This is a genomic window from Psychroserpens sp., assembly GCF_045105015.1.
Taxonomy (GTDB): Bacteria; Bacteroidota; Bacteroidia; order Flavobacteriales; family Flavobacteriaceae; genus Psychroserpens.
This window is the reverse complement of sequence record NZ_JBGCCX010000016.1, coordinates 1-13125: the sequence shown is the minus strand read 5'-3', so window position 1 is coordinate 13125 and position 13125 is coordinate 1. Positions and strand designations below refer to the sequence as shown.

General features: G+C 32.2%; 15 protein-coding genes and 1 pseudogene. 1 reads left to right on the top strand and 15 read right to left on the bottom strand.

Annotation, left to right across the window (positions count from 1 at the left end; all coding sequences use genetic code 11):
- The 14 genes from AB8B90_RS01275 to cyoE all read right to left on the bottom strand — a co-directional run.
- Positions 1 to 268, bottom strand: a 268-nt coding sequence (locus tag AB8B90_RS01275) for a biotin/lipoyl-binding protein (protein WP_405332880.1), incomplete at its 3' end; no start/stop codon positions are given.
- Between the two features lie 6 nt (positions 269 to 274).
- Complete coding sequence (locus AB8B90_RS01270; protein ID WP_405332878.1) at positions 275 to 1615, bottom strand: TolC family protein; 1341 nt, start codon at positions 1613 to 1615, stop codon at positions 275 to 277.
- A gap of 51 nt (positions 1616 to 1666) precedes the next feature.
- Positions 1667 to 2827, bottom strand: a complete 1161-nt coding sequence (locus tag AB8B90_RS01265; RefSeq protein WP_405332876.1) for an efflux RND transporter periplasmic adaptor subunit — start codon at positions 2825 to 2827, stop codon at positions 1667 to 1669.
- 115 nt (positions 2828 to 2942) lie between these two features.
- Positions 2943 to 4202, bottom strand: a complete 1260-nt coding sequence (locus AB8B90_RS01260; protein WP_405332874.1) for an ABC transporter permease — start codon at positions 4200 to 4202, stop codon at positions 2943 to 2945.
- A 1-nt stretch (position 4203) separates the two neighbouring features.
- Positions 4204 to 5448: an ABC transporter permease gene (locus tag AB8B90_RS01255; RefSeq protein ID WP_405332872.1), complete on the bottom strand. Its 1245-nt coding sequence runs from the start codon at positions 5446 to 5448 to the stop codon at positions 4204 to 4206.
- Positions 5441 to 6142, bottom strand: a complete 702-nt coding sequence (locus tag AB8B90_RS01250) for an ABC transporter ATP-binding protein (protein WP_405332871.1) — start codon at positions 6140 to 6142, stop codon at positions 5441 to 5443. Before AB8B90_RS01250 ends, AB8B90_RS01255 begins: the two co-directional genes overlap by 8 nt.
- A 139-nt stretch (positions 6143 to 6281) precedes the next feature.
- Complete coding sequence (locus AB8B90_RS01245) at positions 6282 to 6440, bottom strand: hypothetical protein (protein WP_405332869.1); 159 nt, start codon at positions 6438 to 6440, stop codon at positions 6282 to 6284.
- Between the two features lie 72 nt (positions 6441 to 6512).
- Positions 6513 to 7061, bottom strand: a complete 549-nt coding sequence (locus AB8B90_RS01240) for a DUF420 domain-containing protein (RefSeq protein WP_405332867.1) — start codon at positions 7059 to 7061, stop codon at positions 6513 to 6515.
- A 7-nt stretch (positions 7062 to 7068) separates the two neighbouring features.
- Positions 7069 to 7824, bottom strand: a complete 756-nt coding sequence (locus AB8B90_RS01235; protein ID WP_405332865.1) for an SCO family protein — start codon at positions 7822 to 7824, stop codon at positions 7069 to 7071.
- A 6-nt stretch (positions 7825 to 7830) separates the two neighbouring features.
- On the bottom strand, positions 7831 to 8547 hold the full coding sequence (locus AB8B90_RS01230) for a hypothetical protein (RefSeq protein ID WP_405332863.1): 717 nt from the start codon (positions 8545 to 8547) through the stop codon (positions 7831 to 7833).
- An 89-nt stretch (positions 8548 to 8636) separates the two neighbouring features.
- A complete protein-coding gene (locus AB8B90_RS01225) occupies positions 8637 to 9017 on the bottom strand; it encodes a cytochrome C oxidase subunit IV family protein (RefSeq protein ID WP_405332861.1) in 381 nt (126 codons plus the stop codon).
- 21 nt (positions 9018 to 9038) lie between these two features.
- Positions 9039 to 10037, bottom strand: a complete 999-nt coding sequence (locus AB8B90_RS01220) for a cytochrome c oxidase subunit 3 (protein WP_405332859.1) — start codon at positions 10035 to 10037, stop codon at positions 9039 to 9041.
- 138 nt (positions 10038 to 10175) lie between these two features.
- Positions 10176 to 10757 (bottom strand): heme-copper oxidase subunit III, encoded by a 582-nt coding sequence (locus tag AB8B90_RS01215; protein ID WP_405332857.1) that lies wholly within the window; start codon positions 10755 to 10757, stop codon positions 10176 to 10178.
- A 2-nt stretch (positions 10758 to 10759) separates the two neighbouring features.
- Complete coding sequence (cyoE, locus tag AB8B90_RS01210) at positions 10760 to 11653, bottom strand: heme o synthase (protein ID WP_405332855.1); 894 nt, start codon at positions 11651 to 11653, stop codon at positions 10760 to 10762.
- Between the two features lie 137 nt (positions 11654 to 11790).
- Between cyoE and AB8B90_RS01205 the strand changes: the two genes are divergently transcribed.
- Positions 11791 to 12675 carry an MBL fold metallo-hydrolase gene (locus AB8B90_RS01205; RefSeq protein ID WP_405332853.1) on the top strand — a complete coding sequence of 295 codons (885 nt, stop codon included), beginning with the start codon at positions 11791 to 11793 and terminating at the stop codon, positions 12673 to 12675.
- 12 nt (positions 12676 to 12687) lie between these two features.
- On the opposite strand, the pseudogene AB8B90_RS01200 reads toward AB8B90_RS01205, so the two are convergent.
- Positions 12688 to 13125, bottom strand: a pseudogene (locus AB8B90_RS01200) (gliding motility protein RemB); the annotation flags it as partial.

The window sequence follows — 13125 nt, the reverse complement described above, 5'->3', positions numbered from 1 at the left end:
GTAAATCTCCTTTTTTCACCTGCTGACCTTCCTTAAATGGTAGGTCTAAAATTTCTCCAGATACTTCACTTGATATTTTAACTTCAACTTCAGGCTGTATTTTACCTGTTGCTGAGACGGTTTCCACAATATCAACCAAAGCAACTTTTTTTATGTCTACTTCTTTAAAATTACCTTTTTTACCAAACCATCCCATAGATTTACCTAGCACCAAGGCAACTATAAGAAGTCCAATAACAAGAAGGCTAATTTTTACTGTTTTACTCATTTTATGTTAATTTAAGTCGGTTATCGGTAGTCCAAAATAAAATTCTAGCACCTTGATTTTAAATATATAATCATATTTTGTTCTTATAACATCAGATTGTGCATTTTCAAATGCAGTACGAGACTGGTTAAAATCAAAAGCATTTGATAAGCCAACATCGTAACGTTCTTTTGCATACTCAAAAGCTAATTTACGAGCTTCTTCAGTTTGTAAAGCTGCTTCATATGATTTTTTTGAATTTTTCGCATCATTATAAGCCTGATATACAGTAGATTCTAAATCAATTTTAGCTTGTTCTAATAAAAATTTTGAGCGTTCAACTTCAACTTTATTACGCTTTACGTTATTACGTGTTGTAAACCTATTAAAGATAGGGACATTTAATTGAATTCCAACGGATGTACCATCAAATAAATATAATTGATCAACGAAAGAAATGTCTTCTCCAGTAAATGGATTTACTTGAGTACTCGCCCATCTGGTATTATATCCTAAAAACCCAGATAACGTTGGATAGTAACTTGTTCTTGCAAGCTCTAAATCCTTTTCTGCAAGTTCAAAATTAGTTTGAGCTATTTTTACATCATTTACTTCTTCTTTAGCTTTTTCAACAATTTCAGTTGGTCTTTTATCTAAAATTTCACTGGCGATTAACCCATAATCTTCATCCGAAATATCAAATATTTCATAGTCTTCTAATTGTAAGGTTTGAGCTAATCCTAATTTGGAAATAAATAAAGCATTTTCTGCAGCAATAATTTGCTGTAATTGTGTAGCGTCAGTAGCTTTCAATTCCAATAAATCACCTTGAGGAAGCACACCAGCTTCTACTAATTGTTCGGTATTACCTATATTTTCTTTAGTAACTGCATTTTGAGCAACTAATACTTTAAGTTGTTCTCGGTTAAATAAAATTTGTAAAAAAGAATTCGCAACAAATAACGAAATATCATCTTTCATTTTATCTAAACGATATTCAGCAGCTATTTTATTGATTTTAGCACGTTGAAGCGTTTTCCAATTGGCTAATCCACTAAAGATATTGACACCTGAGTTGATTGCACCTGAAGCAGATCTAAAGGTATTATTTTCAAATTGATTGGTTGCTGGATTAATATTAGCACCTGTATTAATACCATAAGAACCATTTGCATTAAGAGTTGGCAGAAAATTACTTAGAGATTGACTTTTATTAATGTCAGCTAAGTCTACATCTAATTCTGATTGCTCAATAGAAATATTATTTTCTAAAGCGTGATTGACGCATTCTAATAATGTCCATTTTTTTTCTTGTGAATACCCTATAATACCACAAAGAAGTAATGCTATGATGATTGATTTTTTCATAATGTCTTATATGTCTAGATAAATCGTTAAGTGTTACACTAAATGTTAAAATTATTGCCCAGCGAATTGTTGAAAACCTTGAACTTGATTCCAAACTTTAATTTTGTCGTCTTTGGTTATACCACTTTTAACCTCAACATAAATACCATCACTAATCCCTAATTCTAGGTCTTTACGTTCAAATTTTTGATCTCCAACTTCTACTTCAACATATGGCTTTTTGGTTTCATCATCGTATTGTACTAAAGCTTCCTTTATCGCAAGTACTTTTTCAGCTTTTTCTAGAATGATAGAGGCATTTGCACTTAAGCCTGCTCTAATAAACGTAGAATCCATTTTCTTCAATGAACCTTTTATAGCAAACTGAATAGCTCCGTTTTCTTCAACACCTTTTGGTGCTATGTAATCTAAAACCGCATCAAATTTTTGATCTTCAATAGCACCAACCGTAATTTCAAGTGGTAAGCCTTCTTTTATTTTTCCAACTTCACTTTCATCAACTTTGCCTTCAAAAATCATTTTCTTAACATCTGCTAATGAAGCAATTGAAGTTCCTTCATTAAAATTATTAGCTTCTATAACTTGGTTTCCTGCTTTTACAGGAACATCTAAAACCATTCCTTCTACAGTAGCCCTCACTTGCGTTTGCGCAATATTTCCTAATCCAGATGTTGTTCCTGTTTTTATGATATCATAATTTTGACGAGATTGAGTCACGTCAATTCTAGCTTGTTCTACTCGTTGTTTTGCTTGCAAAAAAGTATTATTAACTTCATCAAATTGATTTGCAGAAATAACACCTTTTTCAAACAGCGCCTTTTGACGATCAAAAATAGCTTTTTGAGTTTTAAAATTGATTTCTGCTGTTTGCAATGAATTTCTATTGGATGCAATATTGTTTTTAGCACTGGTTAAAGTCGACACATTAGGAATGACTCTAATTTGAGCAATTAAATCGCCTTGTTTTACATATTCACCTGCTTCAATAAATACTTCTTCAATAACTCCAGAAATATTAGGCTTGATTAAAACTTCCTCTTTTGGAACAATACTTCCGGTAGCTACAGTTTTAACCATTATGGTTTGTTCACTAGGACTTTCAGAAGTATAAGTAATTGGATCTTCTTGGTTTTTTTGCCATAAGTAATATAATGCTGCTGTAAATACAACAACAATTAATAACAATAAGATGACGGTTTTTGTTCTTTTCATGTGTTAGTGTTTTATTTTTCTCTTGATGGTCACATTTAACCTTTGAATATATAAACAAACTGATTTAAAATATGTTTTTTATTTATATAATGTCGGTTTCATTTTTGATGATTATTTATTCTATTCTTAATGCGTCTACTGGTTTCATTTTTGTGGCGCTATTAGCAGGAATTAATCCCGCTAAAACTCCTGAAACTACTAATATAATTAAAGCGGTAAATACCACTTGCATACTTACACTCGGGTTTGCAAAGTTATCTACAGGACCAGCACTATCTAAAATAGTATTCATGATCCAAATCACAAGTGCAGCAAATGAAATACCTACCATACCTGATAAAATCGTTAAAATTAAACTTTCTTGCAAAATTTGAGACTTAACGGTCCATGGAGATGCACCAAGAGCACGCCTAATACCTATTTCTTTTGTACGCTCTTTTACTACTATGAGCATGATATTACTGATTCCAATAATGCCAGACATCAGTACTAATGCACCAACAAAATAACCTACAACAGTTAATATAGAAAACAGACCATTGACTCGTTCAAATTGTTCAGATAAATCAAAGTGGCCGATTGCTCTGTCATCTTCAGGATGTATTTTGTGTCTCGATTTCATCAGTTCGAACACCTGCTTTTTTATACTTGTAATTGGAACACCATCAACTGCCGTAATTGCCATCCAACCAACACGATCACCTCTGTTAAATGCCTGACCGAAAGTTGTAAATGGCATATAAATGGTGTTAGCATCTTGCTCGCCATCACCTCTACTATTACTCATCTTAAAAGTACCAACGACCAAAAAATTAACACCATTAATTTTTATATAACTTCCTAGAACTTCTTCATCTTTGTCATATAGTCCTTTAACAACACCTGTTCCTACAACACATATTTTACGTTTAGCTTCAATATCAGAATAACTCACAAAACGGCCTTGAAGAATATCCATTGGCTGTTGTTTTATATACTCAGGATAATCGCCATATATTTCAAACGCTCCAGTTTTGGTCCCTCTTATCACATTATTATTTCCTCGAAAACCACCAAGTTGATTTCTAGGAGACACGTATTTAAGATTAGAAACCTCATTTTTTATGGCAGCAACATCATCAATTTTATAACTAAACCATCGTCCTTTTGGCAACCCTTTGTATGGCTTAGATGTACCTTGGGTCCACATAAACATTGAGTTAGTTGCAAAGTCTCCAAAATCAGACATCACTCCATTTTTCAATCCATTAGTTAAGGCTAACAGCAACACTAAAATTGTAATTCCCCAAAAGACACCAAAAGCTGTTAGCAAGGTTCTAAACTTGTTAGCGTTTAAGGCTTCTAATATTTCGTTCCAACGGTCTCTACTAAACATCTTATTCGTCTCTTAGTGCTACAATAGGTTTAATTTTAGCGGCTCTATATGCAGGAATGAATCCAGCAACGGCTCCTGCGAACACCAATAAAAATACAGTTGTTAGTGCTATATTGAAATTAACTTGAGGATATTTTAAAAAATCACTTTCTATTTGAGGACCTACTAATTCTAATAAGCCCAGGCCAAAAATTAAACCAAATAAACCTGCAAACATGGTTACAAAAACAGCTTCTTGTAAAATCATACCAATAATAGATGATGGTAATGCTCCTAGAGCTTTTCGAATTCCTATTTCTTTAGTTCGTTCTTTAACTATTATGAGCATAATATTTCCAACACCAACAATTCCGGCGATTATTGTACCAATTCCTACAAACCAAAATACAGCCTGAATTGTAGCAATGAGAGAATATATTTGTTTGGCTTCTTCTAAAGTATTAAATACTCTAACAGCACTCGTATCATCAGGAGACACGGTATGCATCAATTTTAATTCACTTTCAACAGCATCAGACATCTGCTTAGATAAGGCAACAGCTTCATCAAAATTATCAGACATTTTAACTGTAAATAATATATTCCTAATATCGTCTCCTGCACCAAATACTTTTTGAGATGTAGACAAAGGAATATATGCTTGTTGCTCTTCTCGCTCTCCTCCTGGGTCTATAAAAACACCAATGACTTTGAAATTCATCCCATAAATAGAAATACTTTTATTGATTGGATCTTCGTCCTTGAATAAATCTTGTCTTAATCTTCGACCAATAACAGCAACTTTTCTGGTATCTTCTAAATCTGCTTGATTTACAAAACGTCCAACTTCCATTTCAGCATTTTCAATAAATTGATGATCAGGCATTGCACCTCTAACTTGGTATCTTACAGTTTCATTTTTATAGGCGATTTCAGCTCCCCAAATTGAATATAATGCTGTTTCGTATTCAATATTATTTTCATATTTCTTTGATATAAAATCGAAATTCTCATTCTTCATTTGAATGTATCGGCCAGGATTTAAGCCTTTATAACCTTTTGTAGTAACTCCAGTCCAAACTGTAATTAAATTGGTAGCATCTTGTTCGAATTCAGACTTGACCCCATTTTCGAGTCCTTTACTAAAACCTAGAAGTATAACCAATATAAATATTCCTGAAGCTACTGAAAGTCCAGTTAAAAACGTACGCAATTTATTTTTACGCAATGTTTCAAATATTTCTTGCCAACGTTCTATATCAAACATTTGATGAAGCTCTAACTTGTTCTACCTTGCTGTCGTCAATAATAATACCGTCTTTAAGATTTACAATACGCTTTGTCATTTGCGCAATATCATGTTCATGCGTTACTACTAGTATTGTTTTACCTTCATCGTTAATGCCCTGAATAAGCTCCATAACCTCATATGATGTTTTAGTATCTAGAGCGCCAGTTGGCTCATCTGCCAATAGCACTTTTGGATCACTTGCTAACGCTCTTGCTATAGCAACACGCTGTTTTTGACCACCAGACAACTCACTTGGTAAATGATGAGACCATTGTGCAAGTCCTACTTTTTCAAGATAGTGCATCGCTCTTTCAGTACGTTCTTTTCTTTTTATCCCTTTGTAATATAGAGGCATAGACACATTATCTAATGCACTTTTGTAGTTAATAAGATTAAAAGATTGAAAAATAAAACCAAGGAATTCGTTTCTATATTTAGCTGCTATTTTTTCATTTAAGCCTTTTATTGGAACATTATCAAGAATATAACTTCCTGTATCTGCTTCATCTAACATTCCCAAGATATTAAGGAGCGTAGATTTTCCAGATCCTGAAGACCCCATTATGGATACCAATTCACCTTCTTTTACATCAAAGTTAATTCCTTTTAAAACATGAAGCGAGTTGCTTCCCATGTGATAAGATTTGTGTAAATCTTTGATTTGTATCATAGTGGAGGTGGTTAGTTCTTAACAAAATTACAATAATCCTTAAATGGATTATCCCAACTATTTGTTAAGAATTGATTTTTGATTGATATTTATAAGACTTCTAAATTTTAGAAATGTTACACTAGAAACGCTATTTTTTCTATTTTATTTCTGTTTTCTTTCTAAAGAATTTCCAATAGATTATTAGACCTACGCTAGCCACGAGAATATAAGGAACTGCCATAAGGTACATAATACCATCATTTACACCTTCTGCAGTTGATTGTCCTTCTTCGCTTTCCAAGACAGCTCTGCACATAGCGCATTGCGCATTTACTATTAAAACATATAGAAAAGAAAAAAGCGAAAAGATAAACTTCTTATTCATAATTTAAACATAATAAGGTGAAATCATCAAGTATACAATTACACCAGTAATAGCGACATACAACCATAATGGAAATGTGATTTTAGCTATTTTTTTATGTCGTTCGAAATTATTGGTAATAGCCCTAACATAAGTAATTAGCACAAATGGTATTATGATTATTGACAATAAAATATGGGTCAGTAAAATAAAATAGTAGATGTATTTAACTACGCCTTCACCTCCAAATTTAGTAGAATCACTAGTCATATGATAAGCGACATACATGATCAAAAAACTAACAGATAGGAGAATAGCAAATTTCATTAATCGTTCATGAAGTTTTCGATTTTTATTCTTAATTGCAATGACTGCAATTATCAAAATTAGTGCGGTTAAACCATTAATTGTGGCATAAATAGGAGGTAAAAAGGTTAATGGTTCAACTGCAACACCAAAATCTTGTAATTTCAATCTTGATAGTATTGCAACAACCAATGGAATTATTATTGCTAGTATTACAATCCATTTATTATATTTTTTTTCTTCTGAATTATTTTCAGTTGTATTCATGACTTAATTATTCTTCTTTTAAAAGTTTAGCAATATCTTCTTTAAGCATACTTATCTCTTCTGTTTCACCATCTTCGTCTTGTTTTTCTTCTTCACTGATGATGCCTTTATAGAAAATTTTAGGGTTTCCGAAGTTATCTTTTCGAGATCGAATAAATCCGTTTTTATCAATTAAAGCAAAATTACCCGAATGTTCAAAACCACCTTCAACGTTAGGGTTTTCACCAGCATAGATATTAAAACCAACATTAGCCAATTCATAAATGACATCCTTGTCACCTGTCATTAGATGCCAATTCGGATTTGAAACACCATAATTATCTGCATAATTTTTTAAGACCTCTTGGGAGTCATAATCTGGATTAATCGTGAATGATGCAACACCAAAATCTTTAAATTCTGAAAATGTGTTTTGAATTTGAACTAGGTTTCTATTCATTCTAGGACAAATAGTTGGGCAGGTTATAAAGAAAAATTCTACGACATAGACTTTACCTTCATAATCTTTGTTTGAAATTGTTTCCCCATTCTGATTCACAAAGGAAAATTCTGGTACTTTTTTTGGTTCTCCGTTAATTTTTAAAAACATTAAATCAGACACAAATTCTTCTGTACTTGTTGATAAACTCATGCTTCTACTTTCTGTTCTAATGACATCGTCGCCTTTGATTCTGTCTATGATTTTTGGTACAAAAATAATTCCAAAAACCAAAATAATAAATGCAATTCCTATAAATGAATAATTGGTTTTTTTAGTACTCATAATAATTTATTTGTCGTTAGCATTTAAGTCTTCAGCACGTCTAGAGGAGGAGTCAAACTTTCCTTTACGTTTTTGACGATATTCAGTGAACAAAATTCTGAGATCATCGCTCATTTTATTTTTAACCTCAGCAACTTCGATACAATCGTAAGAATACAAAGGGTAAATTGCTTGATTTTTTTCCTTTTCTTTATCTTCTCTGTCGTCTGTTCTACCACGTTGCGCTAAGTCTTTGTCAACAATAAAAATATGATCCGTAAACAAACTTTCATCAAGAGACTCTTCATATTTTAAGCTACTGAAAAGAGCTTTAATATCATTTGCTTCTCCGAAGATGTAATGCCAAAAACGCATATCGTCGTAATTATTTATCTCTTTCTGAAGTTGAGATGCTTTTGCTTCTGATCCTCTAGGAAGAACAATCACTATTTGAAATTTCTTGAAGCCTTTAAATTTATCATACACTAGCTCTTTTAAATTTGAAGCAGCAATTACATGATCTACTGGATCATCTCCTAGAAAACCTAAAACAGTTATGTGGTCTTTAAGTTGTATGTCAGTATCAGAATCAGATGAAAAAAACTGTAGTTCACTTACTTTATCATTAACAATATCCAGAGGATTATAATTATGTGTAGAAGGATATAAAAACAATAAAAATAAGACAGGTAAAAAAAATAAAACACACAAAACTAGTATCGTTTTTAATGGCATTTTCTTCATAGCTTATTGTGTTTGATTTGTTTTGCAAAAATAAAAAAGACGGTTTAAATAAACCGTCTTTTTATATACTTTATGTTAATTATAACATGTTAAAAATCTCTTTTTACAAATCCATTTGAGTAAACACCTTCAATGTAACCTCCTTCTTGTAAAAGGATGAATATAAGATAGCAAATCAAGAAAACTGCTGTCCACACAACCATTCTACGTAATGCTTTTGTTTCATCTCTCATGTGCATAAAATCCCAAGTGATATAATATGCTTTTACGATTGTTAATATGATGAAAATCCAGTTTAGGAGTTTCATACTTAACACTTGAGTCATTAAAGATTCTGGCTTGTAGATACCCAAAACAACTTCAACAGCTGTTATTATGGAAAGTAATATTAAAACTCCCCAAATTTTTTGAGTGTTTGATTTAAACTTTACTAAACCTCTTAATATTTCTAATTTGTGTGCGTGTGCCATTTTAAATACAATTATTCGATATTAGACTAAGTAGAAGAATGTGAATACGAATACCCAAACCAAATCTACAAAGTGCCAGTATAATCCAACTTTTTCAACCATCTCATAACTTCCTCTTCTTTCATAAGTTCCTAAGATTACGTTGAAAAATATTATAATATTAATTACAACCCCAGAAAATACGTGAAATCCGTGAAATCCTGTAATAAAGAAAAAGAAATCAGCAAATAGTGATGTTCCATACTCGTTAACGTGTAAGTTAGCGCCTTCAACAACAAGTCTTCCGTTATTTTTGATTTGCTTTAAAGATTCATCTCTTGACAATATTGTTTTGTGACCATCTTCATTTATAGTTTGTGTTCTAACTAACACATTTGGATTTGCTTCTAAACCGTTGTAAACTTCATTTACAGTATAGGCAGGTAATGTCCCTTCACTAACGAACCAAAGTCCACTTTTACGTTCATGCTGAACTCTTTCACCATGAGCATCGATAGCAATATCGCTAACTGCTACTCTCTTAAAGACTTCTTTTCCATCAACAGTTTCATATTGTCCAAACTGAAGAATATTTCCTCCTTTTGTTTGCACTGCACCATAATCACCTTGAATAAATGTTGCCCATTCCCAAGCCTGAGATCCAACGAATATTAAACCACCAATAATGGTTAAAAACATGTAAAATGTTACTTTGGACTTCTTCATGTGATGCCCAGCGTCTACGGCAAGAACCATAGTTACTGATGACATAATTAAAACAAATGTCATGAAAGCAACATAAATCATTGGATAGTTTCCATGAAAAAACGGAACGTGCGTGAACACTTCATCTGCTATTGGCCATGAACCAATAAACTTAAATCTTGAAAATCCGTAAGCTGCTAAAAATCCTGAGAATGTTAAGGCATCAGATACGATAAAGAACCACATCATCATCTTACCATAACTAGCTTTCAAGGGTTGATTTCCTCCACCCCAAGTTTTGCCTTCTGTACCAGTATTTGCTACTGTAGTATCCATATAAAGCGTTTAGTTGTTAAAAGTTGCACAAAAATAATCAATTTATCTATCTAAAAAAACATCAGCTTCTAAAAATTGACAACATAGCCCAATACTAGACTAGTTATAGCCTTTTAGGCGATAAAAAACGGAAAAAAATTATACTAAATATGATAAAAATAAAAACAAGAACAGCCACAGTATATCTATAAAATGCCAAAACGTAGCTGACAGGTTCATACCTAGCATTTCTGTTGCGTTATATTTTTGTTTAAAATGATTATAAATTACGACCAACAATGAAATAAGACCTGCGACCACATGCAAAATATGAACAAAAGCAATCACATAAATAAAACTCATTGTAACATTACTGGTTGGACCAGTGAAATTGTAACCTAAAGATACAATTTGACCAAACCCATAAAACTGACAACAAATAAATGCAATTCCTAAAGCGAATGTAGCTAAAAGCATTAATGTTGTTAAGCTTCTATTTCCATTTTTTAAAGCTTTTTTTGCTAAAACAAATGTCAAACTACTTATAATAATTAGTACACAACTAATTAAAAATGCAGTAGGCATTTCAAAATCATGTAACCAATCTTCACGCTTTCTACTTACTAATACAGCACTTGTTAGCCCAGCAAAAGACATAATTAGTGAAATTATTCCAAACCAAAGCATCATTCGTTTTGCTCTGTCATTTTTCTCTTGTATTGTACCTTCAGTTAAATCCATATTTATCTTATAAACTTATCAACTACGTAAACTATTTGCAGTAATGTAATGTATGATACACTAGACAGCATTAGTTGTTTTGCTGCTTTAGCTGTTCTCTTTTTAAACAATTCAAACGCATAATAAAGCATGACTAAACCAAGTGCAAAAACTATTACTGCTGCAACAATAGATAATTTCAAATCTCCAGTAACACCAAATACTGGAACTATAGAAATTAAAATGGTCCAAATGGTATACATAATGGTTTGAACAGCTGTACCTTTATCTCTTTTTCCAGTAGGCAACATAAAAAAACCCCCTTTTTTATAGTCATCAAATAAGAACCATCCAATAGCCCAAAAATGAGGAAACTGCCAAAAAAATTGTAATGCGAATAGTGTGCCTGGTTCAATACCAAAGTCATTTCGTGCAGCAACCCATCCTAACATAAAAGGAATTGCTCCAGGTATAGCTCCAACAAATACAGCTAGAGGTGTTTTAGTTTTTAAAGGTGTGTAAACACAAGTGTATAAAAAGATAGATATGGCACCATACATTGCAGTCCTAGGATTAATCACATATAAGGTTGCAATGCCTGCAATAGTAAACACTGTTGCGATAATAAAGGCAGTTCTTACGGACATTCGTCCAGCGGGAACTGGTCTATTTTTTGTACGATCCATTAACGCATCTAAATCTTTTTCAATGATTTGATTGTATGCATTTGAAGCTCCAACCATAAAATAACCACCAAAAGCCAATAAGATTAGCGTATATAAATCTAATTCAACAGCACCAAGCAAATATCCTGCAATTGCTGAAAAAACGACACTTACAGACAACCTTACCTTAGTGATTTCTTTAAAATCAGAGATGATGGATGTCTTAGAAGCCGATGTTTTTAATGTTGTCACTACAAGTGATTTTATTGCGCTTGCAAAGATACTCTGAAAAAAGCTTTTGAGCAATGCTAATTAAAAGTAATTCACTTTTAATTAAGCGCTTGTAAGTTTTGGTATCTTTACAAGACTCATGTTAAAACATTTTTATTATGCTACGTTTTATTTTATTGTCTATTTTAACATCTCTTTTTACAGGAAACATGCTAAATGCACAGCGTTTTGATGGTGTAGAAATTGAAACTATTCAAATTTCAGACCATGTCTACATGCTTAAAGGAGCAGGTGGTAATATTGGCGTTTCAATTGGAGATGACGGTATTTTTATAATAGATGATCAATTTGCACCTCTAACAAAAAAAATAGAAGCAGCAATTAAGACTTTAAGTGACAAAGAGATTAAATTTTTAGTTAACACTCATCATCATGGTGATCATACTGGTGGAAATCAAAATATGCAAAAACTTGGTGCTACAATTATTGCTCATGACAATGTTAGACATCGACTAGAAACTCCTCAAAAGCGGGATAATTCAATACAACCCAAAGAAGCATTACCAATAATTACATTTAATGACGAATTAAATATTCATATTAATGGAGAAAAAATAGCTGTATTCCATGCAGAACATGCGCATACAGACGGCGATGCTTTACTATATTTCACTAAAAGTAATGTACTCCATACAGGAGATACTTATTTTAAAGAACGTTATCCGTTTATAGATTTAGATTCAGGTGGAAGTGTTGATGGTTACATTAAAGCTGTTAAACTTGGATTGAAAACCATAAATGATACTACCAAAATCATTCCAGGCCATGGTAGTCTATCAAATAAAGAAGAGTATGAAACTTTTTTGAATATGTTAGAAACTTTAAGAGATGCTATAGAAATTGAAATATATGCAGGTAAGACTGAAGAAGATGTTGCAAAGAATGAAGCATTAACAAAATCATTCGATGATTTAAATTACGGATCCGGTTTTATCAATTCAGAAAAAATTAGAAGAACCTTTTATAAAAGCTTAAAAGGATAGTAACGGCGAAATTTAGAAATCATTATACCAGTTAAATAAATCAGTTCTAACGCCAATGTTAAACCAAGACGTATTGGTATTAAATGCTGCTGCTGTGTTGGCTTCTGGGTTATAATTCCTGTAAGTTGCATTGGCAAACAATCTTAAATTACTTACTGGATTTATGATATATCCTGCCATGATATCAGCTTGAAACACATCAGTGGTATTTCCTTGTCCAACAGTTATTCCTGAGTTAGCAATACGATCATCTTCAGTTCTATAAATATCTCCTCCATAATTGCCGAAATCAGTACCATTATTAAAATCGAAACCACGTTTTCCAAAAATAAGTTTAGCATCAGCAAACCATCGTTTGTAATTATACCTACTTATTAGAATGGCTTCACTAAAGTTTGCTCCCCATAGATGTGCCATTGGTTGATTGTTATGAGCATAATTTAAAACTAT

Excerpts from the sequence above, each read along its gene's own strand:
- AB8B90_RS01270 (WP_405332878.1), bottom strand. The coding sequence starts at position 1,615 with ATGAAAAAATCAATCATCATAGCATTACTTCTTTGTGGTATTATAGGG.
- AB8B90_RS01265 (WP_405332876.1), bottom strand. The coding sequence starts at position 2,827 with ATGAAAAGAACAAAAACCGTCATCTTATTGTTATTAATTGTTGTTGTA.
- AB8B90_RS01260 (WP_405332874.1), bottom strand. The coding sequence starts at position 4,202 with ATGTTTAGTAGAGACCGTTGGAACGAAATATTAGAAGCCTTAAACGCT.
- AB8B90_RS01255 (WP_405332872.1), bottom strand. The coding sequence starts at position 5,448 with ATGTTTGATATAGAACGTTGGCAAGAAATATTTGAAACATTGCGTAAA.
- AB8B90_RS01250 (WP_405332871.1), bottom strand. The coding sequence starts at position 6,142 with ATGATACAAATCAAAGATTTACACAAATCTTATCACATGGGAAGCAAC.
- AB8B90_RS01245 (WP_405332869.1), bottom strand. The coding sequence starts at position 6,440 with ATGTGCAGAGCTGTCTTGGAAAGCGAAGAAGGACAATCAACTGCAGAA.
- AB8B90_RS01240 (WP_405332867.1), bottom strand. The coding sequence starts at position 7,061 with ATGAATACAACTGAAAATAATTCAGAAGAAAAAAAATATAATAAATGG.
- AB8B90_RS01235 (WP_405332865.1), bottom strand. The coding sequence starts at position 7,824 with ATGAGTACTAAAAAAACCAATTATTCATTTATAGGAATTGCATTTATT.
- AB8B90_RS01230 (WP_405332863.1), bottom strand. The coding sequence starts at position 8,547 with ATGAAGAAAATGCCATTAAAAACGATACTAGTTTTGTGTGTTTTATTT.
- AB8B90_RS01225 (WP_405332861.1), bottom strand. The coding sequence starts at position 9,017 with ATGGCACACGCACACAAATTAGAAATATTAAGAGGTTTAGTAAAGTTT.
- AB8B90_RS01220 (WP_405332859.1), bottom strand. The coding sequence starts at position 10,037 with ATGGATACTACAGTAGCAAATACTGGTACAGAAGGCAAAACTTGGGGT.
- AB8B90_RS01215 (WP_405332857.1), bottom strand. The coding sequence starts at position 10,757 with ATGGATTTAACTGAAGGTACAATACAAGAGAAAAATGACAGAGCAAAA.
- AB8B90_RS01205 (WP_405332853.1), top strand. The coding sequence starts at position 11,791 with ATGCTACGTTTTATTTTATTGTCTATTTTAACATCTCTTTTTACAGGA.